The sequence below is a fragment of the Rhizobium sp. Leaf341 genome (genome assembly GCF_001424325.1).
GTDB lineage: Bacteria > Pseudomonadota > Alphaproteobacteria > Rhizobiales > Rhizobiaceae > Ferranicluibacter.
Map to the genome: position 1 here is coordinate 532,953 of NZ_LMPE01000005.1, position 22,611 is coordinate 555,563.

The 22,611-nt window shown below is 61.9% G+C and carries 16 protein-coding genes and 1 pseudogene; 5 read left to right on the top strand and 12 right to left on the bottom strand.

Going from position 1 to position 22,611, the window contains the following annotated elements; translation table 11 throughout:
• Window positions 1-10: 10 nt before the first annotated feature.
• The 3 genes from gmd to ASG03_RS09595 all read left to right on the top strand — a co-directional run bounded on the left by gmd (window position 11) and on the right by ASG03_RS09595 (window position 4,563).
• Window positions 11-1,081, top strand: coding sequence for a GDP-mannose 4,6-dehydratase (gene gmd / locus ASG03_RS09585; protein ID WP_062693386.1), 1,071 nt, complete (start codon window positions 11-13; stop codon window positions 1,079-1,081).
• A complete protein-coding gene (locus ASG03_RS09590; protein WP_062693387.1) occupies window positions 1,068-2,039 on the top strand; it encodes a GDP-L-fucose synthase family protein in 972 nt (323 codons plus the stop codon). The genes gmd and ASG03_RS09590 overlap by 14 nt, the downstream gene beginning before the upstream one ends.
• Before the next feature lie 73 nt (window positions 2,040-2,112).
• Window positions 2,113-4,563 carry a glycosyl hydrolase family 28-related protein gene (locus tag ASG03_RS09595; protein ID WP_082475642.1) on the top strand — a complete coding sequence of 817 codons (2,451 nt, stop codon included), beginning with the start codon at window positions 2,113-2,115 and terminating at the stop codon, window positions 4,561-4,563.
• Between the two features lie 89 nt (window positions 4,564-4,652).
• Here the strand turns inward: ASG03_RS09595 and ASG03_RS09600 are convergent, their stop codons facing one another.
• The 6 genes from ASG03_RS09600 to ASG03_RS09625 all read right to left on the bottom strand — a co-directional run bounded on the left by ASG03_RS09600 (window position 4,653) and on the right by ASG03_RS09625 (window position 11,713).
• Window positions 4,653-5,936: a polysaccharide biosynthesis/export family protein gene (locus ASG03_RS09600; protein ID WP_062693388.1), complete on the bottom strand. Its 1,284-nt coding sequence runs from the start codon at window positions 5,934-5,936 to the stop codon at window positions 4,653-4,655.
• Window positions 5,937-5,938: 2 nt separating this feature from the next.
• Window positions 5,939-8,089 (bottom strand): GumC family protein, encoded by a 2,151-nt coding sequence (locus tag ASG03_RS09605; protein WP_062693389.1) that lies wholly within the window; start codon window positions 8,087-8,089, stop codon window positions 5,939-5,941.
• Between the two features lie 38 nt (window positions 8,090-8,127).
• On the bottom strand, window positions 8,128-8,892 hold the full coding sequence (locus ASG03_RS09610; RefSeq protein ID WP_082475644.1) for a LuxR C-terminal-related transcriptional regulator: 765 nt from the start codon (window positions 8,890-8,892) through the stop codon (window positions 8,128-8,130).
• Between the two features lie 69 nt (window positions 8,893-8,961).
• Complete coding sequence (locus ASG03_RS09615) at window positions 8,962-9,615, bottom strand: PIG-L deacetylase family protein (RefSeq protein ID WP_062475642.1); 654 nt, start codon at window positions 9,613-9,615, stop codon at window positions 8,962-8,964.
• Window positions 9,612-10,424, bottom strand: a complete 813-nt coding sequence (locus tag ASG03_RS09620) for a glucose-1-phosphate cytidylyltransferase (RefSeq protein WP_062475644.1) — start codon at window positions 10,422-10,424, stop codon at window positions 9,612-9,614. Before ASG03_RS09620 ends, ASG03_RS09615 begins: the two co-directional genes overlap by 4 nt.
• The gene (locus tag ASG03_RS09625; RefSeq protein ID WP_062693390.1) at window positions 10,421-11,713 is read right to left on the bottom strand and encodes a class I SAM-dependent methyltransferase; all 1,293 of its coding nucleotides are present in this window, start codon (window positions 11,711-11,713) and stop codon (window positions 10,421-10,423) included. Before ASG03_RS09625 ends, ASG03_RS09620 begins: the two co-directional genes overlap by 4 nt.
• A 319-nt stretch (window positions 11,714-12,032) precedes the next feature.
• Between ASG03_RS09625 and rfbC the strand changes: the two genes are divergently transcribed.
• Window positions 12,033-12,590 carry a dTDP-4-dehydrorhamnose 3,5-epimerase gene (rfbC, locus tag ASG03_RS09630; protein WP_062693391.1) on the top strand — a complete coding sequence of 186 codons (558 nt, stop codon included), beginning with the start codon at window positions 12,033-12,035 and terminating at the stop codon, window positions 12,588-12,590.
• Here rfbC and ASG03_RS09635 read toward each other — a convergent pair.
• The 4 genes and pseudogenes from ASG03_RS09635 to ASG03_RS09650 form a co-directional block, all read right to left on the bottom strand.
• A complete protein-coding gene (locus ASG03_RS09635) occupies window positions 12,570-13,907 on the bottom strand; it encodes a DUF4910 domain-containing protein (protein ID WP_062693392.1) in 1,338 nt (445 codons plus the stop codon). The genes rfbC and ASG03_RS09635 overlap by 21 nt on opposite strands.
• Window positions 13,908-13,910: 3 nt before the next feature.
• On the bottom strand, window positions 13,911-14,978 hold the full coding sequence (locus tag ASG03_RS09640; RefSeq protein WP_062693393.1) for an NAD-dependent epimerase/dehydratase family protein: 1,068 nt from the start codon (window positions 14,976-14,978) through the stop codon (window positions 13,911-13,913).
• Window positions 14,979-15,306: 328 nt separating this feature from the next.
• Window positions 15,307-16,629, bottom strand: a pseudogene (locus ASG03_RS09645) (glutamate-1-semialdehyde 2,1-aminomutase); the annotation flags it as partial.
• 151 nt (window positions 16,630-16,780) lie between these two features.
• The gene (locus tag ASG03_RS09650; RefSeq protein ID WP_244475209.1) at window positions 16,781-17,518 is read right to left on the bottom strand and encodes a LuxR C-terminal-related transcriptional regulator; all 738 of its coding nucleotides are present in this window, start codon (window positions 17,516-17,518) and stop codon (window positions 16,781-16,783) included.
• 626 nt (window positions 17,519-18,144) lie between these two features.
• On the opposite strand from ASG03_RS09650, the gene glmS reads away from it, so the two are divergent.
• Window positions 18,145-19,968 carry a glutamine--fructose-6-phosphate transaminase (isomerizing) gene (glmS, locus tag ASG03_RS09655; protein WP_062693394.1) on the top strand — a complete coding sequence of 608 codons (1,824 nt, stop codon included), beginning with the start codon at window positions 18,145-18,147 and terminating at the stop codon, window positions 19,966-19,968.
• A 49-nt stretch (window positions 19,969-20,017) separates the two neighbouring features.
• Here the strand turns inward: glmS and ASG03_RS09660 are convergent, their stop codons facing one another.
• Complete coding sequence (locus ASG03_RS09660; RefSeq protein ID WP_082475646.1) at window positions 20,018-21,007, bottom strand: glycosyltransferase family 2 protein; 990 nt, start codon at window positions 21,005-21,007, stop codon at window positions 20,018-20,020.
• A 4-nt stretch (window positions 21,008-21,011) separates the two neighbouring features.
• The gene (locus ASG03_RS09665; protein ID WP_062693395.1) at window positions 21,012-22,493 is read right to left on the bottom strand and encodes an oligosaccharide flippase family protein; all 1,482 of its coding nucleotides are present in this window, start codon (window positions 22,491-22,493) and stop codon (window positions 21,012-21,014) included.
• Window positions 22,494-22,611: the final 118 nt, after the last annotated feature.

Consider the following 22,611-nt stretch of genomic DNA (forward strand, 5'->3'; position numbering starts at 1 on the left):
GAGCGGACACATGGCGGACAAGACAGCCTTGATCATCGGCGTGACGGGACAAGACGGCGCGTATCTCAGCGAGTTGCTGTTGTCCAAAGGCTACATCGTCCACGGACTGAAGCGGCGGTCCTCGTCGTTCAACACGGCTCGGATCGATCATCTCTACGGCGATCCCCACCGACCGGACACGCGCTTCCATCTTCATTTCGGCGATCTGACCGACGCGACCAATCTCTGCCGGGTCATCCAGGACGTTCGTCCGGACGAAATATACAATCTCGGGGCGCAAAGCCATGTGCAGGTCAGTTTCGAGACACCCGAGTATACGGCCAATTCCGACGCGCTCGGGACGCTACGTGTGCTCGAGGCCATGCGCATCCTCGGGCTGGGGAAAAGCTGCCGGTTCTACCAGGCTTCGACGTCGGAACTGTTCGGCGGCATGGGCGAGACGGCGCAGCACGAAAAGACCGCGTTCTATCCCCGCAGCCCCTACGCGGCCGCCAAGCTCTATGCCTACTGGATGACGGTCAATTATCGCGAAGCCTACGGTTTCCACGCCTCCAACGGCATTCTCTTCAACCATGAAAGTCCCTTGCGGGGCGAAACTTTCGTCACCCGAAAGATCACCCGGGGCGTTGCGTCGATCGAGCACGGCCTTGCCGAAAAACTGTATCTCGGCAATCTCGACGTGAAGCGGGACTGGGGACACGCGCGCGATTACGTCGATGGAATGTGGCGCATCGTCCAGCAGGACGAGCCTGAGGATTATGTGCTGGCAACGGGAGTGGCGCATACGGTTCGCGACTTTGCGGAGCGCGCGTTCGGCGCCGTCGACCGAAAAATCGAATGGGAAGGCAAGGGTGTGGACGAAGTCGGGATCGACGCGAAAAGCGGAAAGATTCTGATCGAGATCGATCCCACCTACTTCCGTCCGACCGAGGTCGATTTCCTGATGGGCGATCCCAGCAAGGCGCGTCGTCAACTCGACTGGCATCACACGACCTCGTTCGAGGATCTGGTTGCGGACATGGTGCAGTCCGACCTGCGCCTCATCAGCCGTCAGGAGGGGCGCAACGATGTCTTTGCCTGAAACGACCGAAGCAACGTTCCGCCTCGAAGAGAAGCGCGTCTGGGTTGCCGGCCATACCGGCATGGTCGGTTCGGCGCTGGTTCGCCGGCTGGCGCAGGAGAACTGCAAGGTGCTGACCGTTCGCCGCCGCGAGGTCGACCTGACGCGCCAGGCGGAGACCGAACAGTGGATCGACCACGCGCGCCCCCAGGTCATCCTGATGGCCGCCGCAAAGGTCGGAGGAATCGTTGCCAACGCAACGTACCCCGCCGAATTTCTCTACGACAACACGATGATTGCCATGAACGTGATGAAGGCGGCGGCCGCCGTCGGCGTCGAGCGGCTGCTCTGGATGGGATCGAGCTGCATCTATCCCAAGCATGCCGCCCAGCCGATGCGCGAGGAAGACCTCCTGACGGGACCCCTGGAGCCGACGAACGAAGCCTACGCGATCGCCAAGATCGCCTCGCTCAAACTGGCCGAGGCCTATGCCCGGCAGTACGGCATCCCCTCCATTTCTGTGATGCCGACAAACCTCTACGGACAGGACGATAATTTCGACCTGCAATCGTCCCATGTCATCCCCGGAATGATCCGCAGGCTGCATGAGGCCAAGATACGCCAGGCGCCAAGCGTGACGCTGTGGGGCAGCGGCATGCCGTTGCGCGAATTCCTGCATGCCGATGATCTTGCGGATGCCTGTGTCTTCCTCCTGAAGCGGGAAGTGCAGGCCTCGCTCATCAATATCGGATCCGGACTGGAGCTTTCCATCGCCGATCTGGCCCGTCTCATCGCGGGAATTGTCGGGTATGACGGCCGTATCGTCTTTGATCGCGACAAGCCGGACGGGGCACCGCGAAAGCTTCTCGACAGCTCCCGCCTCGCAGCCATGGGCTGGACGCCGAGCGTCGGCCTGAAAAGCGGTATCGAGGACCTTTATCGCCGCTGGCAGGGCGAAGCTCAGATCGCCGCCGAGTAACCCGTTTCGATGACGGATATCATGCACAGCCGCCTCCAACCGGACCCGCCGTAAGAGGCCGAAAGAACGCACGATGAAATTTCGGCTCGGACAAGGTCTGTTCATCGCCCTCTTCCTGCTTGCCTCACCTCTGTCGGGCGACGGGGGCGGGCCGTTTCCGCGACAGGACGACAGCGGAGATCTTGCGGTATCGGAGCCGGGGTGGTCGCCATTCGCCTTTCCGGTGCCTGTTCCAGAACCGGCCCTCCCCCCCGGCGTCGACCGCTTCGACCCTCCTCTTTCCCCGGCCGGCAGCACGGCTCCCGCCATCGCCGAGATATCGCGCACCGCGGATCATGGCGAAGTCGTTTCCATGACCGGGGTGGATCTCGACGGCGCGACGACATTCGACGTATTTTCGCAGGTGCCGACGGCAACGCGGGGCGCGATCACTGAGATCGGGCCTCTTTCGGCAGATACCACGGCCGCGACTTTGGCGTTGCCGGAGGGCATTCCGGCTGGAACCATGTTCATGCTCTGGCCGAAGCGCGGCAAGGATCGCGGCGCGCCGGTCGCGATCAATCGGACGGAGGCTTGGTGGGTGGGGCCCGACAATGGCGCGCCCGGCGAGCGCATTTCGATCTACGGTCGGAATCTGGCCACCTCGACCGGAACCCTGTCGAGCCTTGTCTACCTGAAGCCCACTGGCAGGGCCGGCTGGTATGTCACGCCGGTCGCAGTCAATCCGTTCAAGGTGGACATCGATATCCCCGAGCTCGCTGCGGGACGGTACGAGGTCTGGATGCACAACGGCCATGGGGGCAAGTACGGCTGGAGCGGCCCTCTATCGCTCGACGTCGTTCTGCGATCCCGCTGGGCACGTCAGGCCGACACGGTCGTCAACGTCCAAAATTACGGCGCGGTCGCGGACGGCACGGCGGATGATACGGAGGCGATCGCGCTCGCCCTCGAAGCGGCCCGGTCGGTGGCGCCTTCGACGCTTGTTTTCCCGGCCCGAACGTACCTTGTCTCGCAGACGCTGGTCGCGCCCGACAATGTGACATGGCGCGGCGCAGGTAGCGACAAGACCGAGATCCGGCTTCAGACGCCGCTGGCAGCCAGCATGGTCGCCGCCACCGGTCGCAACGTTCAGTTCCAGCATCTCACGCTGAACGCAGCGCGCAACACCGGCAAGAACCCGCTCCTGTTCCTAGGGTCGGCCCGCAACATCCGGCTCGACCACGTGAAGCTCGACGCGTGGGGCACTGCGGCTATCGAGGCTCAAGACGTGGAGGGCCTCGCGATCCTATCCTCCGAACTCATCGAAGACGGTTCCTTTTACGGAAACAGCCGGCAGGTCTTCCTGTCCGGGAACCGTTTCAGGATGACGGGCGACGGCGAATCCGTGGCAGCTCTCTGGGGTGGACGGGACTTTTCGATGACCGACAACACGCTGACCAACGCCGACGAGGCGCAGGAGGACGGAAACGGCATCGGCCGCTTCTTCGTCGCCCAGACCCACCGAGGCAGCATGCGGAATCTCTATTGGGGCGGCAATGTCTCGCACAATGCCGGACCCCGCGATTGCGCCAAAGTCGATTGCAACAAGGGCGAACAGATCTGTTTCGAGATCTATGGCAGCCAGTTGTTGCAGACGGACGTCGTCGCCGCATCCGCCGGAGAGGTTACCTTCCAGTCGCTGGATGCCATGCCGCAGGAGGTGCCCGGCGGCCGGGATCTGGTCATCGTCGGCGGGCGTGGGGCCGGGCAACATCGCCACATCCTGTCGCATTCGGGCGCGACGGTCGTTCTGGAGGCGCCGTGGGTCGTCGTTCCGGACAGGACGAGCCGGTTTGCCCTCGCGGCGGTCGCGGATCGCGCTGCCATTTACGACAACCGCTTCGAGGGTCGGTCGAGCTACAGCCTGCACGATTCCGACACGACCGGCGTGCTGCTTTACGGCAATGTCTACGACGTCGTGGTCGACAGCAATCGCATCTCCCGGATGCGGCACGGCATGATGACCGTCGCGCTCGGCTCCAACGCCGGCCTCAGCCCCTATTTCCTGCAATACTCCAATAACTGGGTCACCAACAGCAACAGCGGCCTCTATGTCGGGACAACATTTGCCGAAACGGGTGTGCCGGGCATCTGGGGCGGGCTTGGCAATGTCTATCGGAAGAACAGGTTTGAAAACATCGCGCATATCGGCGTCGAGTACGAAACATGGGATGCGGATGGTTCGGATTTCAACGGGACGGTTTTCGATAGAAACAGCTTTGCCGGTGTCCGCTACGGCTTCGTTGACGGCTACAAGTTGATGTGGACGCCTGACGGGTCCTTCAAGGCGGCCCCGGGACCCCATCCGCAGCGCATCGGGACAGTGCTCCATCACAACCGGTTCGACGGCACGGGCGTCGACGGGGACGGCAGCCGCGGCTTCGTGACGATGCATGCCGACAATAGCTGGGTGGATATCGGGTCGACCTGGACCGGTTTCGACATGGACAACGAGGGACCAGTCGTCGGCACCCGGACGAGATAACGATCGCAACGCCTCCGCAATGGCAGAGATGCCTCGCATGTCGGCGCCGAACGTCTGTCGACGCCATTCCGTTGTGCGTCCGGAACGGATCAGCGCAGCGCTTGTTGCGTCGGCGATGCGGCGGAACGCGCTCCGGGCCGATGTGCAACGAGGCGAACGCGAATGACATCGCCGGACTGAAGGGCCGTATGTTCGTCAATCGCGGTCTCCTGGTAGGCTCCGTTGACCAGCCGCACGAGGGTGAACGCGGTTTCGACAGTGTCCTCGATCGCATTGACGCGCTTGGCCGTCAGGCCGATTTCGGCCATGGTCTGGCCGCTGAAGGTCATTTTCTGCCGCAGGCGCAGTATCTCGAGCCGGATGTCCCGGAGCTCCGTGGCCGCGGTGTTGTGGCGGATGCTTGAAAGCTCCGCGATCCGCCTCTCCACCTCGTTCTTGTTCTGCTGGGCCCGCGCCAGATAGGATCCGAATTCCAGAAGCTGCTGGTTCATCGCCAGAAGGTCACGCTTTCTCTCGCGCAGGGCCGACTGCGTGGATGCGCCCTTGGTCACGAGTTCCTGCGCAGCATCCACATCCTGGCGGAGCAATTCGAACTGTTGATTGCGCAAGGCGCCCGTCTTCGTCAGCGTCTCGATCTCTTCCGCATAATTCCGGCTCTGGATCTCCAGATTGTCGCGTTCGTTTTTCAGCGCGGCGAGACGCAGGTTGAAGATACCGGCCTCCGCATGCGCCATCTGCTGCACGACAAGCGGATCGCGGCCGGACAGGCTGATCGCCTTCTCATCGAAAGGCGTATCGTTCAGTTCCGCTTCCAGCCGGGACTGCTTGACCTCCATCCCGAGCAGCTGGAGCGCCATGTCCTCGTAGTCCTGCTGCGCCGCGATGAGTTGCACGCCCGATACATCCGTCCGCGTGGCGACGTCCCGAAGTCCGCCGCCGAGCGCGAAGAGTTCCAGAGCGATCATTCCCGGGCGGAACTCGTATTTTCCGGGCTTCTGGATCTCTCCGACGATAAAGACGGGCGCGTACTCCTTCACGGTCACCGCTACGGACAGATTTGGTACATGCTCGGCAAGGGCTTTTCCAAGAGCATCCCCGATCTCGACTGTGGTCTTGTCGGCAACCGGGATGTTTCCGAGGATGGGATAGCCGATCGTGCCATCCTCGCCGACAGGAAAAGCGCCGGTGAGACCGGTATCGCCATAGACCCAGATCATCAGGACATCACCGGCCATCACGCGATGGACGCCCGCAGCCTGCGCCGGGGCAGCACCGGTAAGGACCACCGTCCAGAACACGACAGCTGCGTGCAGAAGCATCGGTTTCAGACGTGCCTTCGGCACTGGCAAGCGGGACTGCAAATCGACCTGCATCGCTATTCTCCTGCCAAGAGAGCGGACCGGGGTCCGGGCTTCATCTGCCGGCTGCCGGCCGGATCGAGGATCACGGGGCCCGCGCGGTTGCCTGATTGAGCTTTGCGCCGGCGGACACCGTTCAGCACCATCCCCAGCACCTGGTCTCCCTTGGCACGCAGACGATCGGCGGCCGCCTGGAGAACCAGGCTGTCGGCCCGTTCCGGATCGACCACGAACGCGACCGCATCCACCATGCAGGCGATCCTCGCGAGGTCGAGCTCGAAGGTGCAGGACGGGCAGTCAAGCAGCACGAGGTCGTATCGCGTCCGCATCTCTGCGATGAGAAGCTTGAAGTTCACGGCACCGAGAATGAAGTCGGGCGGCGTGGCCTGCCGTTCCGCCACGATGACATCGACCGGAGACAAGGGGTCGCGGTGGAGGACGTCGTCGAATGCGAGGTTTCCCTTGACCGCGCGCGCCAGATGGTAGGCGCTGAAGACGCCGAAGGCTTCACCGATCGAAGGATCCCGCAGATTGGCGTCGATCACGAGCACCTTCAGCCCGCTCGAAGCCAATGAGCGCGCAAGGTGGGTGACGATGAAGGTCTTGCCTTCGCCTTGGGCCGACGATGTGAGCGCGAAGACCTGACTCTTGCCCTGCTGCGTTGTTTGCGCAAGCTGAATGGACGTCCGGATCTCGGCAACCGCACAGTGGAAATCGTTGGCCTTTCCGCTGAACATCGCGGGGCCCACCTGGATCTCGCCCGGCCGCATCCGCGGGACGCGGCCGAAAACGGAGAGGCCCGTTTTCTGCTGGAGCGTTGCGACAGACCCGATGGATCGGCAGTTGAGACCTCTCAGCCAGACAGCCCCCAGACCGCATGCCGTGCCGGCAAGCAGTGCGCCCAGGGCCCACAGCACCTTGTCCGGGCTGGTCGGCTTGGCGCGCGGCATGGCCCGGGTGATGATCCGCGCCTCGGCGGTGGCAATGCCATCCTGCTCGATCATCTGCTTGTAGCGGGCAAGATAGGTTTCATAGATCGAGCGGTTGGCATTGGCCTCGCGTTCGAGCTGGGCGGCCTGGACCGTTGCCATGCTGGCGACCGACATGACATGCTGAACATCCTGAAGATTGCGATAGACCTCGCTCTGCTGCCTCTGATTGACTTCGATCTCGTTGCGCAGGCTCGACACGATCTCCAGAACCTCCTGGTGGATCTGGCTCTTGAGCGAGGCAAGCTGGGACTCGAGCTGAGGGCGTTGCGGGTTCATCCGAGCGCCGCTCTGGTCGATGTCGGCAATACCCCGGACCACCCGCGCCTGCTCCGCCCGCAACAGCTGGATCGCGGGCGACGACAGGACCTCGGTCAGGCCCACCCCCTCCCCCTTCTGCAGCACGTCGGTGGCCGTTGCCAGTCGGGCTCTGACTTCGGCAAGCCGAGCCTGGAGCGTCGTCAGCTCGGTGTTCAAGCCGGATAGCTGCTGTGCCTGGAGGTTGGTGCCCCCCACGCCGACGAGCCCCTCCTTCTGCCGGAAAGCGGCCGCGCTTTGCTCGGACACTTCGAGCTTCTTCTGCAAGCTGACCAGTCGTTCGCCGAGCCATTCGCTGACCCGCCGCGTCGCCGTCGTCTGGAGGTCGATCTGGTAGTCGATATAGGCCGTGGCGAACGCGTTCGCGACGGTCGCGGCGAAAACGGGGTCTCGCGCCGTGTAGGAGATATAGATCGTGTAGGACCGGCCATCGTTCATGACGCGGACATTGTCCAGAAGCTCGTCGACGGACTTCGCGCGGCCATCCGCGTTGACCGCCGTCGCAAACCGGCTGTTCTTGCCGTTGATGTCGGCGGCGGGCTGGCCCAGCCCGAGATTGGCATAGACACGCTCGGCCATCGACCGGGATCCGATGATGTCGATCTCCGTGCGAAGAACCGGGCTTTCCTGAGGAAGGGGAGCCATGACGGATTCACTGGGAAGGGCCTGGAGTTTGCGAACATCGAGCGCGACCACCGTTTCCGAATGATAGCGCTTGGGTGCGCGGACATAACCGATAGCAGCAACGAGCCCGCTGAGGAGAAGGCAAGCCGTGAAGAGGAAGCGATGCTGCCAGACGAGGCCGGCAAGACGCGGCAGACCTCCGCGCGCTTGGGAAGACGGTTCTGTGTTCCTGATCATGCGTTTTCCCGCCTTGAGCTTTGATGGTGACGTCTGCCCTATCTCTGGATCGCGATGGAGCCGATCTTGCAGGCAACTTCCGTTCGGTTGGTCGCACCCAGTTTCTTCATGATGTTCCGGATGTGAACCTTGATCGTGCTCTCGCATAGGTTGAGTTCGCTGGCGATGGCCTTGTTCGCCTTCCCGCACCGCAAGGCTTCGGCGACGGCCGACTGACGGTCCGTGAACGAGAGAGGTGGCGCCGATTGCTGCGTGGAGATGCCGAGCAGGTCGCGAACGCTGAGGAGACTGCTGGCGGGGATAAACCGACCGCCTGCAATGGCGAGGCTTATGGCCTGGATACAGACGTCGATGGACACGCTGCTCGGGATGCATCCCCGCACGCCAACTCCGATGAAGTTCAAAATGACGTTGATATCGTGATTGTCGGACAGGATGACCACGGCGGCAGGTGCCATCGCATCGACCAGTTCGGCAATCTCGGCGACAAGCTGCTGCGGGGCGACGGCCGAATTGCCGGCGTTGAACAGAACGGCGGACGGAGCGCCGATCGTGCGGCTTGCCGTTCTCCATTCGGCAAGGTCGGAGAATGTCAGGATCTTCCGGTCGATCCGGTGAAATTCCAGACTATGCGCGAGGCATTCTCGTTCCAGCATGCGCTTGTCGATCAGCGCGACATAGCCTTCATCGTCGTCGAGAGGGGCGTAGGGTCCGCCATTGCCGCTTCGGGCGACAAGGGGCGCATCGTCCTGATGCCGACCCAAGGGGGGTATAAAGTGAGAACGGGCGATATCGACACTCATTTGAATGCACTCCTAAAAGCGATCAGACTGAATGGATTTCGGCGATGGTCTGCCAGATCGGGCAAGTTATTAGGTAAGCGTCATCTTTCTAACCGTGAAAGCCTCGGCAAAACGTGCCGGGGCTCGGCATTCGACACCCCGCAGGCGCGCAAGTCCGCGGAACGTCTCGGCGTCGAACCAGTCCTTCGACCGCTGCGTCCCGAAATGATCGAGCAGGAGGGCGACCTTCCTGTCGAGGGCATAGTCGCTGAGGGGGACGTAGATATTCGGCCTCGAAAAATCCCCGTCCCATTTGGGTATCTCGTATTCCAGGATGAGGTGGTCTCGGAAAACGTTTCCCGTCAGCCGGCTGATTTCCCGATGATCCTGATGCGCATCTCCGCGGGCATGGGTGAAAATGAGATCCGGGCTGCATTCATCGCGCAGATCAGTCAGCCAGGCCTTGATCGCCCGGCTCTGGCTGGGGAAGAAACTGTCGTCGAAGCCGGCTACCCGCACGCTTGCGGACGCCGCGCCTTTCAGAAACGCCGTGGCGGACTCCTGGGCTTCCGCAACGCGCTGGTTCCCGGCGCTCAGAACACACCATGTTACGTCGAGGAGGACGCCCTTCGAGATCAGGTCCAGGATCGTTCCACCCGCGCCGATTTCGATGTCGTCGGAATGAGCGCCGAGGCAAAGGATCGACAGGCGCTCGCCCGGTGAAGCCATGAAGAGCGGCTTCATGGTTGAGCGACCGATGTGGTGACGCTCGAGCCGGTCGGGGCGACACGAGACAGCCAGGGCATGTCGCCGCGCTCCACCATCGCTTCCAGCGTCTGCCAGTCACGCAGCGTATCCATCGACCGCCAGAAGCCCTCATGTTTGTAGGCCATCAGCTTGTCGTCGGCGATCAGCCTTGCGAAGGGTTCGAGGACAAGTTCCTCGCCCTCGCGCATATAGTCGAAGATCGCGTTGCGCATGATGAAGAAGCCGGCATTGATCCACATGTCGGATGTCTCGGACGACCGGAATTCCAGCACGCGGCCGGAGGCGTCGATATCGGCCAGATGGTAGGTCAGCGGCGGCCGCACGGCGAGGAAGCAAGCCAGCTTGTCGCTGGCCCGGAACCGCTCGATCATGTCTTCGAGATCGACGTCGGTCAGGCCGTCGCTGTAGTTGGCCAGGAAAATCTCCTCGCCCCGGACCTGATCGCGCACGGCCCAGAGCCGCTCGCCGATATTGCGCCAGATGCCGGTATCGATCAGCGCCACCCGCCAATCCGGTGTCGGCGCCGCCATCATTTCCACCCGGCCGGAACCGGAGACGACGCAATCGGCATAGGTCTCGGGCTTGCTGTTGAGGAAGAAGTCCTTGATGACATTGGCCTTGTAGCCGAGGCACAGAATGAAGTCCTCATGACCGTAGCCGGCGTAATACTGCATGACGTGACGCAGGATCGGCTGGGATCCGAGGGGGATCAGGGGCTTCGGCACGCTCTCGGAATATTCCCGTATCCGGGTACCGCGGCCGCCGCAGAAGAGAACGACTTTCATGACACGAGCTCCTTCGGATCGATTTCCGCAACCTGCGGGATCGGGACGATGAATTTGCCGCCCCAGTCGCCGATCGATTTCATCTGCGCGACGATCTCCGCCTTGAGGTTCCAGGGCAGGATGAGGACGTAGTCGGGCCGCGCCTGGGCGAGCGCCTCGACCGGCCTGATCGGGATATGCATGCCGGGCGTAAAGCGACCGTGCTTGTAGGGGTTGCGGTCGACGGCGAAGTCGATGAAATCGGTGCCGATCGCGCAGTAGTTCAGCAGCGTGTTGCCCTTGCCGGGCGCGCCATAGGCGCAGATCGATTTGCCCGCGTTCTTGAGCGCGATGAGCAAGGAGAGCAGATCCTTCTTGCTCTTGCGGGCCGCCAGGCAGAAGGCCGTGTAGGTCTCGAGAACGCCGAGACCGGCGGCGCGTTCCTGATCGCGCAACTGATCGACGCTCGGCTCGCAGGCGACGGGATTGCCGACATGGGCAAGATAGACCCGCAGCGATCCCCCATGGGTCGGCAGCTGATCGACGTCGAAGACCTTCAGTCCGTGCCGCGCCGCCAGGATCTCGATCGTCAGCAGCGAGAAGTAGGAAAAGTGCTCGTGGTAGATGGTATCGTACTGGCCCTCCGCGATCAGCTTGGCGATGTGCGGAAATTCCAAGGTGATGACGCCGTATGGCTTGAGCAGCAGCGCCATACCGGCCACGAAGTCGTTGAGATCGGGCACCTGCGCAAGGACGTTGTTTCCGATGATCAGATCGGCCTGGTCCCCGTTCGAAACCATCTCCCGTGCCAAAGGCGACCCGAAGAACTGGGTGATCGTCGGAATGCCCTTGTCGATGGCGGTCTGCGCGACATTGAGCGCAGGCTCGACCCCGAGGATCGGAATGCCGTCCGCCAGGAGATGCTGCAGCAGATAGCCGTCATTGCTGGCCAGCTCGACGACAAGGCTTGCGGGTCCGAGCGAAAAGCGCGGAACGACGGTATCGCAATAGCGCTTGGCGTGTGCGACCCAGCTGTCCGAGTAGGACGAGAAATAGGCATATTCCTCAAAAATGGTCTGCGGCGACACATGCTCCGGCAGTTGCACGAGAAAGCAGTCCTCGCAGACAAAGGCATGCAGCGGATAGTAGCTTTCCATATTGTCGAGCGTGTCGGCTGCCAGGAAGCTCTCGCACGGCGGGGACATCCCCAGATCGACGAATGTATGGTGAAGAGGCGCGGTGCAGAGCCGGCATCGGCGTTCCAGCACCGTCCTTGCACCGAATTGTCCAGAATCCGATCGCGCATCCATCAAAATTCCCCCGGTTTTATTCCTGCAGGAACGCCCGTCTGCAGTGTAAAAACGAGAATATGACGAAGACAGATCGGGCACGATGGGCCTCGTAGGCTTAGGCGGTCATCCAATAGTCGTACCCCGAGCGGTTCTCTGCGCCACGTCTACCTATGGTTCTACCTCCTTCGGCAACGGGAGGGCCGGCACCCGGCCCGCCTCATGTTTTCGGTGGAGACGATCAACCAATGTCGGTCTTTGCAAAGTGCTGCCGATCCGGGAATTCTTGCCCGACGTGAGACACCAAAACGGCCCGCGGGGCCGGAAGCGAGACCTGCAGATGCACTTCACCGAGACGCCTATTCGCGATCTCTGGATCGTCGAGCCGGAACGGATCGAGGACCATCGCGGATCCTTTGCCCGCACGTTCTGCGTCGACGACTTCGCACGCCGCGGCTTGCCGCACCGTTTCGTCCAGCACAGCGTCTCGCTGTCGACGCGGAAGCACACGTTGCGCGGCCTTCACTTCCAGGCTCATCCCCATCAGGAAACCAAGATCGTTTCCTGCGTACGCGGCGCTATCTGGGACGTTGCGGTCGATCTGCGTCCGCTCTCCCCGACCTATCTCGCCTGGGTCTCGACAGTTCTTTCGCAGGAAAACGGAGCACAGTTTCTCATCCCGGAGGGTTTTGCGCACGGATTCCTGTCCCTGACCGACGATGTCGCGGTCACGTACATGATCTCCACGCCTTACGTCGCCGGCAGCGCCCGCGGCCTACGCTACGACGATCCCGCCATCGGCATCGACTGGCCGGCGCCCCCTGCGGTGCTCTCGTCACGGGACCTTGCCTGGCCGCTCCTCGAGAAGGCCGGGCTGTTACAGCCGGACGAATCCTAGATTGCTCACAAGCCCGACGGTCCGGAGCGTGTCTGCGGCAGCCGCGATCTCGGAGAAAGGCATGCCGGATCGTTCGGATATATCGAGCAAAGTGTGGTCGCCATCCGCCAGATTGAGCACCCAGAGATAGGCCATGACGCGCTCGCTGTTGGCCTTGTGGCCTCCCATCGGGGAAAACAGGCCATACCGCCCGAGCTGCGGCTCGCCTTTCGGCGCGAGGTTGAGCGGTGTCCAGTTGGCCTCCAGGATCTGCAGCATGTCCTGAACCATCCGGAACGAGGCGCCGAGATGCCTTGGTCGGATGAAGTCGAGGTTGTCGGCGGAGGTGTGATATTGCGGGAACGTCCCGAAGGCGCTTCTTTGCAGCAGGCCGACCGGCAGGTTGAAGCCGGGCGAGCAGAACTGACGCTCATCGTAGCCATAGGGGATGAAATCAGAGAGAGCCGGAGAAACCTCCTCCGCACCGCATCGAACGCAGGCGGCCGCCCGATCGATCGTCGCGCGGCCCTGCCGGCTGCGCTTGTAGGTCGGCCCGCCGCCGTCCCCGACGCACGACAGCACGAGACCATGCTTGACCCTGTTCAACCTCTGCTCGTTCCGCTGCAGCCAGGCGAGCGAGCCGATCGTCCCCGGCGCAAAAATGAACCGATAGCTGTAGTAGGTCGACCTCTCCCGCATGCGTTCGGCAAGACAGGTCAGGAGGGCCACCCCCGAACAATTGTCGTTCGCCAGGCTCGGATGACAGATGTGGGCATAGAGGATCACTTCGTCCTCGACCTGCCCTCGATGCAGATAATCGGCGAAGGTGAGATGTCCCGACACCTTTTCGGTGTCGATGCAGACCTCGTAGGTGCCCTCTTCCAGCGCCAGGAACCGGTCGTGCCGCATGCAAAAGCCCCAGGCGTCCGTGTAATAGGCTGTCTTGTAGGGGATGACGTCCGGCTGTTCCGGCAGCGTATGGAGGTGTGGCTTCAGCTCGTCGAGGGACAATCGCGCCCGTACGGGCGTGCTGTAGTTGACGAGGTGAAGCGTGTGATCGGCGAAATCGACAATCGTCCGGCCGCATGGCCCCTTGAGGCTTGCGCCGCGCACGATCCATTCGGGAGGAACGGTCCAGCCGAACACCGGCGTCCCCGTGGCGACGCGGTGCACGTTGAGGTCGATATGCTCTCGGAGAATGTCGAGCGTATCGAGAACGCCCTGCCCCGTGATGCTGCGGCATATCGGATAGAGCCGTGCGGCGAGCGCGTAGATGGCCGCGCCGTCCGGGTCGTCCTCGGCGTCAGGCGGACAAAACGCGCCGGTCGTCAGATCCATGGATCACACCGCCGCCTGCAGCTGCCGGGCCCCTTCCGCCCGGGGTACCCGCCGCAGCGACGGATCAATGTCGCCATTCGCAATAAGGTCTTGGAGTTGGCCGATCCGCTGGTATCGGGGTCCTTCGAACTCGGCCATCGTGAGGCTGGCGCTGGTGTAGGCGCGGTAGAGTTCCTTGGCACCGTCCCGGGCGCTGTGGACCGGTCGAAAGGCCGGCAGAGCTCTGGCGATCTTGGAAAAATCCACCCGATAAGACCGCGTGTCCGGGCTGGCATCCGCTGCATACGTCAGCTGGCAGTCGAGCACCGTCTCTGCGACGATCTGAGCGATATCGCGGATCTGGTAGTTGTGCGTTTCCTGGCCGACATTGAAGGCCTGATTGTGGACCACATCGACGGGGGCTTCCAAGGCCGCGAGAAAAGCACGGGAGATGTCCGCGATATGGACGATCGGCCTCCAGGGCGTACCGTCGGATTTCAGGCGGATCGCCCCTTCCGCCACCGCCCAGGCAGTGAGATTGTTGAGGACGATGTCGAAGCGGTGCATCGGCGACAGGCCGAACGCCGTCGCCGGACGCAGGTAGACGGGACAGAATTTGCCGTCGGCGAGGCGGCCAATGTCGTGCTCGGCGAGAACCTTGGAACGGCCATAGTCGGTTACCGGGTTGAGCGTGGCTGTTTCGTCGACAAGCCCCGATCCCGCCGCGCCGTAATTGCTGCAGGATGATGCAAAGAGGAAGCGCCGCACGCCCGCCTTCTTGGCCGCTGCCGCGACGCGGACGCTTGCGTGGTGGTTGATCGCATAGGTGTTTTCGGGATTGAGGTTGCTCAGAGGATCGTTGGAGAGAGCGGCCAGGTGAATGACGGCGTCGAAGCCCTTGAGATCGGTTTCGGTGATATCGCGCACGTCCTGGCAGAGACCGGGGACTTCCGGCAGTGGGCCTCCCGGCGCATAGGTGCAGCGACGGTAGAGTTCGCAATCGTAACCGTATACCTCGTGGCCGGCGTCCCTGATGATGGGCACCATGACCGAGCCGATATAGCCGCGATGACCGGTAATCATGACCTTCATTGCCGTCTCCTCTCGATTTACGGGACAGGCAAGCCTACCGCTGGGACGCGGGGGCCGGACATTGCCGCATACGGCGTCGCTCGGCATGCCATGGTCGCAGGTGCGTCGGGATCTACGTCTTTTGGCCCATCCGCCCCGCCAGACCGGTAACACCTGCAATGCTTGCGGCGACACCCGCTTCCACATCGGCTTGCATGTCGGCTCCCCACCCGGTTCTCGAGCCGGTTCCCAGACCTATTCCCAGGCCGGTTCCCAGCCCGGCCCCCAGGCCTAAACTTGCCTCGGCAACATCTGTACCCGGAGCGTCATGGTGTGGCGGCAGTCTCGCGTTGAAACTGCGGAACACATGTTCCGACGGTCGCCCCATGAGAAATGTCTCGACCTTGTGATCGAGCGCGCACTTGTAGACCACGAGCGCCTCGCTGATAGCGTCGATGGTCTTTTCGATGTCCTCATCCGAATGCGTGTAGCTGACCACCAACGAGGGCGCGAGGATGCCGCGCCGAATGATCTCCTGCAGGAAAAGGGTGCGGAACATCTGCGACGGCTCGCCCGCGGCATCGAACGTCGCATAGACCAAGCAGGCCGGATGTCCCGAGACATGGAAGTGGTTCTGCAGACCATGCGCGGTCGCGACCTGGTTCAGGGCATTCCTCAGCTTCGTGCCTTGTCGAACAAGATGCTCGATGACGGGTTCGTGCCTGTAGACCTCCATCGTGGCGATGGCGGCAGCCATGGCATGGGTTTCGGCGCCGTGCGTCGTGGACAGCAGGAACACGCGCGGCGCGCCCGTCTGCTCGATCCCGCCGAGATCCATGAACTCCCGTTTGCCGGCCAAGGCGGAAATGGCAAAGCCATTCCCGAGCGCCTTGCCGAAACACGAGAGATCCGGAACGATGTCGTAGACATGCTGGGCCCCGCCGCTGTGCCAACGGAAGCCGGTGATCATCTCGTCGAGAATAAGAAGCGCGCCATTCTCGTGACAGAGCGTTTGCAGCTTGTGCAGATAACGATCCTCCGGATCCTCCCCCCGCGAAGGCTCCAGAATGAGCGCTGCGATCCTGCCTGGATAGCGTTTGAACAGATTCCGCGCGCTCTCGAGATCGTTGTACCGGAAGCCGACCGTCAGATTTCGGACCGCGTCAGGGATGCCGGCATTCATGGGCGTCGTGCCGATGAACCAGTCATCGGTGGAAAAGAAGGGATGGTCGCGGCATATCGCGACGAGATCTCGGCCCGTCGCAGCGCGGGCCAGGCGGATCGCTGCCGATGTCGCATCGGACCCGTTCTTGCAAAACTTCACCATCTCGGCGGACGGCACCGTTTCCAGAAACGCCGAAGCGCATTCGACCTCTATTCTCGACGGACGTGTAAAATTGCAGCCGCGCTCGAGTTCGCTCGTGACGGCCTGGAGCACAGGCGCGTAAGCATGGCCGAGACCCACGGCCCGATTGCCCATGCCGTACTCGATGTACTCGTTGGCATCCACGTCCCACACATGGCTGCCATAGCCACTGACGATGAAGCCTGGGGACAGCAATGGATACTGGTCATCCCCCTTGGCATAGGTATGTGCGCCGCCGGGTATGATGCGATGCGCTTGCTGACGAAGACGGTTCGAGTTGTCGAAATTCTGTATGAGTTCTCTCATTGGCCCCTCCTCCGGCTGGCAATGCCATAGGCAGGATCTCAGCAAACGCGGCGGATGACAGTCTGACGGTTTGTCAGCGCCGCACGGCCGAAAGGCTTACGTCTCGCACCGGAATTTTCCCGAATTGGACGTTCCGCCTTTGGCGCCGGCGTCACGCGTCGAACATGGCGGAAATCTTGAAAATGATTTCCGTCCGGTTTCGGGCGTGCAGCTTTTTCATGATGTTGCGGACATGGACCTTGACGGTGCTTTCCCGCAAATTGAGCTCGTAGGCGATGATCTTGTTGGGCTTACCCTTGGTCAGAGCATCGATGACATCCATCTCGCGCTCGGTGAAGATCTCGGCCCGTCGTCGCTCCCTGCTTTCGGCAACGAGGAGGAGCTGGCGCAGATCTTCGAGGTTTTCTGCCGAGATGAACACGCCGCCGGCGACAGCCAGCGATATCGCGCCGACGCAGACCGTCAGGCCGATAGCCGACGAGATATAGCCGCGGACGCCGAGCTCGAATGCCTGCATGACCTGCCGAAGATCCCTGCTTTCCGCAAGGATGACCACCGGCAGGCCAGGATAGTCGGCGACCAGCCGCCGAACGTCCGCGACGAACGCGGCTTCGCTGAGATTGCCGCGGCCGATATTGATCAGCACGCCGGCATGCGCCGCGTTCGCCGCCTTTCGCCAAAGGGAAATCGTTGAAAACAGCTCGACATCCATCCGCAGCCCGTGCGCAATCAGGCTCTGCGCGAGGCACTCCCGATCCAGGGCGCGATCATCGATGATGGCGAGTTTGGATGCATAGTGCTCGAGCCCGAGCGCATCGATTTCACTGATGACATGAAACGGATTTGTCCGTGTGACGTGACTGTTCGTCGAAATTCCAGCTGACATCATGGCTTCCCCCATAGGTTTTTGAACGGCTGTCGACGCTCTTACAAACCGATTGGAATGGAATGGGTGCGCACGATCCATCGAGCGGAACCATTCATCCGCGGTGCGCAAACCCATGCAAGACGCCCACTACCCGAAACAATGAAATTGGGCCTACCCCACTTCATACTTCCTCCCCCGAAGGGTTGGTTCCCAATACTAAAACGGATTACGCCCAATTTTAAGGATCGGAATATACCTATTCCATTATCTGACAGCTGATCGACCAGACGTTCATCGGACTGTCTCAGCAATAGTTAATTTGGATTCAAATTCCACCTTTATGTTGTCTGATAATACAGACGTTTTCGCTCTTCCGGCAGCCGTTCTTCTTCCGGAATCGATAGCGTCTCTTCTGTGTCAACAGAGAACGGCACACGATTTCGTGAACGCACATTTTTCTCTTTTGGCAGGGCCGGTAATGCTTTGATCGTCGTCCGAAAGACTTACACGGTGTCGTTTCACCCCCCAAAGCCGCGATAGGAATTGGACGCCCGGCTTGTACAGTCCGGCGTACGTGAAAATAGGCGTACGTGAAGATGGGCGTACGTGAAGATGGATGTATGTGAAGATGACAAGGAGATCTGCGAATGTGCGGTCTGGTCGGTATAGTTAGCGGCGAGCCGGTTGCCGGCCGGTTGGTGGATGCTCTTCGGCGCCTGGATTACCGAGGGTACGACTCGGCCGGCATCGCTACGATCGCAGGCGGCAGGATGGAGCGACGCCGGGCGGCGGGAAAGCTGGCAAACCTCCAGCAACGGCTCGACGCCGATCCGATCGACGGCACGATCGGCTTGGGGCATACGCGCTGGGCCACACACGGCATCGCAAACGAAACGAATGCGCATCCGCATGTCGTCGGGGATGTCTGCATCGTCCACAACGGCATTATTGAGAACTTCTCCGAACTCCGGCAAGACCTTGCTGCGAACGGCGTCTTTTTCGAGAGCGAGACGGATACGGAGATCCTCGCGCATATGCTGGCGCGGTCTTTGGCGGACGGACACGACCCCGTTGCCGCCATGCTGGCGATGCTCCGCTGTCTGCGCGGCGCTTACGCCTTCGCCATCATGCTGCGGTCGCATCCTGGCATGATGATGGCTGCGCGCTGTGGGCCACCGCTCGCGATCGGACACGGCCATGGCGAAATGTTCTTCGGCTCGGATGCCGTCGCTTTGGCCCCCTTCACGAACGAGGTCACCTATCTTGCAAACGGCGATTGCGCCGTCATCACCCGGGATGAGGCGACGCTCCTCGATGCCTGCGGTCATCGGGTTCAGCGAGCGCGGCAGATCGCCCAGAGCTGCGCATATCTGACGGACAAGGGCCAACACAGGCATTTCATGGAGAAAGAGATCACGGAACAGCCGGAGGCGATCTCCCGCGTGCTGGCCAGCTACGTCGATTTTGCCACAAGACGCATCAAGGTCGGACACGCGGTGGATTTTTCTGCGATGGCTGGCGTGACGATATCGGCCTGCGGGACGGCCTACCTCGCCGGGTGCATCGGCAAATCCTACTTCGAACGTTATTCCGGCCTGCCCGCGATAACCGAGGTCGCGTCCGAGCTGCGCTACCGCGATCTGCGAAATCGCGTCGGTGATGCGGCTCTCTTCGTCTCGCAGTCGGGCGAAACCGCAGATACGCTTGCGGCGCTGCACGCTTGCCGGACAAGCGGAATGGCAACCGGCGCGGTCGTCAATGTCGAAGGCTCGACCATCGCCCGAGAGGCCGACGCCGTGTTCCCCATCGTGGCCGGTCCCGAGATTGGCGTCGCCTCGACCAAAGCCTTCACCTGTCAGCTGGCCGTCTTTGCCTGCCTTGCGATCGCGGCGGGACTTCGCCGCGGGATGATCGACGCACCGCAGGAACAGGCGCTCGTCGGGCATCTCATCGAAGTGCCCAGGGTCATGACCCATGTTCTGACTGATATGAAGCCGCAGATCGAAGAGCTGGCGTCACATCTCTGCCGTTTCCGGCATGTTCTCTATATCGGCCGCGGCACCAGCTACCCTCTGGCTCTGGAGGGCGCCCTCAAACTCAAGGAGATCGCCTACATCCATGCCGAAGGGTATGCCGCAGGCGAACTGAAGCATGGGCCCATCGCGCTTGTCGACGACAGCATGCCGGTCATCGTGATTGCGCCCTATGACCGCTTCTTTGAAAAGACGGTCTCCAACATGCAGGAAGTCGCTGCGCGTGGCGGCAAGATCATTTTCATCACCGACGAAGCCGGATCAGCCCGATCGCATCTTGCAACCTTCGCAACGATCGTTCTGCCGCAGGTGGACGATATCATCGCCCCGATGATCTTTGCCCTGCCGCTCCAGATGCTGGCCTATCATACGGCCGTGCTCATGGGCACGGATGTCGATCAACCCCGCAATCTCGCCAAGTCGGTAACGGTCGAATAGCGTCCGTCTTACTGGTTCATTCGCGCGCATGCACACGATCGTCGCCGGCTTATAACAGGCGCCGACCCGGCTTCTTTCCAAACGGGGGCAGCGACACAAACCGCCGCAATCGGTCGGGACGGCTGAGGAGATAGGCGATCGGCGGAAGAATGGCGACGATCGGCGAAAGCCGGAAGGCGAGCCGGAAATAATCCGACGCCTTGGTTCCCTCACGCAGGAACTGGATAACCCCGCACCAATAGGCGCGATGGGCGAGGCCCTGCAGGGCCTGTCGGCGCAGGCTCCGGCCGCGCTTCATGGCACCCCCCTCGTGATCGAAGAACGATTGGGCGGCTTGGATCGTGTGAAGGATGTGCTGCAGTTCGTCGCTCACCAGGAGCTTTGAGCGGTTGCAGTCGTGCGAGCGCAGACCGGCCTGAACGCAGTCAAGTTCCGCCACCGGTCCGTGCAAAGCCAGCCGCAGCCACATCTCGTAATCATCGGTATGCGGCAGGGTCTCGCGATAATGGCCGGCGCGTTTCTGCACGCAGGTTCGCACGACGACGGTGGGGCTCGAGATCTGAAAGACACCCATCCTGCAGAAGCGCGCGATGAACGCCCGGCTGCCGACGCGTCGGTAGGCAGGCATATCCCCTTGAAGCGGCATCGAAGGCATGGGCAGGTCGCCGCGGAGCGGCACGTCGCGGCCGTGACAGAACGAGAGAGACCGATCACTGTCCAAGACATGCAGGGCGCGGCTCAGCGCGCCTGGCGACAGCACGTCGTCCGCGCACAACAGAAGGAAGTAGTCCGCCTCCGCCCAGTCGATTCCCTGGTTGAAGGAGGCATGCGTCCCCAAGTTCCGCGACCGCAGGACGACGTGAACCCGTTCGTCTTCGGCGGCAAGCGCGGTCGCGATCGCGGCGCTGTCGTCGGTCGAAGCATTATCGACGATCAGGACGCGGACCGTGACGGACGGCTGATCCAGCACGCTCCGCACGCAAGCCCTCAGATATCGACCGTAATTGTAGTTCGGGACGACGACATCGATGCTGGACATGGCCTCAGGCTCCCAAAGCCGGGAAACGGCGTCGCAGCCAGGGCAGCGCAGAGACGAGCTTGGCAGCCAGGAGCCGGACCTCGACCAGAAAGGGATGTCGCGCGATGATCAGGCCCGGTAGCCACCCGGCCCCGGCAAGCAGACAGGTGAGAATGAGCGCGCCCGGCCCCATCTCGTCCTCCCAGCCGTTGACCATCAGCAGCACCAGCGGGCCCGTCATCGCACAGGTTGTGACGATGATGCTGGGGCGGATCGCGGACCAGAGGTCGAGGAGGGTGAAGTGCAGATGTCGCCGCGCAAAGGCGAGGGAGATGACCATCTGGATCGGAAGCGATGCGAACTGGCTGAGCGCCATGGCCGTCACGCCATGGACGCTGGCGGCGCAAAGCAGCACCGTGGCGACACTTCTGCACATCAGGCTGCTGCGGAACGCATCTCTGTTCTCTCCGAGAGCCAGGAGAAGCGGATTGGTGACGATGACGGCAAACCAGAAGACGGAGGCGAGGGAAAGGATTCGAACCAGATGGATCGTCTCGTACCATTGCGATCCGAGCACGAGGTGAACGATCGGTTCTGCGGTGACGGCGATGAGCAGCACGCCAGGCCAGTAGAGGCAGGAAATGTAGGCGAGCGTCTGGAGGTAGGCCTGCCGGATGTCCCGTCCCTCGCGCATGCTGGCGCTGAGAGCCGGAAAGGCCATCGCATAGAATGCCGACATGATAATCCGGTCCGGGATCCCGCAAACCGTGTTGGCGCGGTTGAAAAGACCAACGGAAGACAAGGAAATGATCTTGCCGAGCAAAAGCTGCGGCAAGGTTTCATACATTCGGTCCACGAGCTGCGAGGCGCCCTTGTAGCGACCGAATGCGATCGCTTCCGGACAGGCGGCAAGGCTCGGGCGACAGATCGATGAAAGCGGATAGGGAGACGCGGTGACGGCGAGAGCCGCAAGCGAGACAGCCCCTGCCAGCATGCCCCAGGCATAGCTCATGTATCCGGTGCCCAGATATCCAAGCAATATCGTCACCACAGCCGACACCAGGAGCGAGACGGTCCGGATATTGGCAAGACGCCCGAAGGACATGTTCCGGCGCAGGATGGCGATGATGGGAAGCGACACGATCTCCGCGACAGACGACAGCAGCACGAGAAACAGAAAGAAGGGAAGCTCCGGAAAGGCGTAGAAGCGTGCGATCCATGGTGCCGCAGCCATGACACAGGCAGCGACGCACAGTGTGATCGCGGCAAGGAGCGTAAAGGCCGTCCGGATATCCGTCAGCCTCAGCGTCCGGCTTTGGATCAGGAACTCCGGCGTGGCGAACTCGCGCAACGAGAGCGCCACGGCACCGATACCGATGCCGGTGACCATGTGCCCGATGCCGTCCGTCGTCAGCAGGCGGGCCATCGTTGCGACGACCACGACATTGATCACGATGGCAAGATACTGCTCGATCGAGGACAGGATGAAGGCTCTTCGCACGGTCATGACAGCCTCCTCGATGACAGAGGAACCGCTGACAGGCGGTCAGGCGAGCGCTGCGTAGGCTGCGTGTTCAGGCACATCTCTGTCGCTCCGGTGGGTATCGGCAAGAAGGTGGAAATTG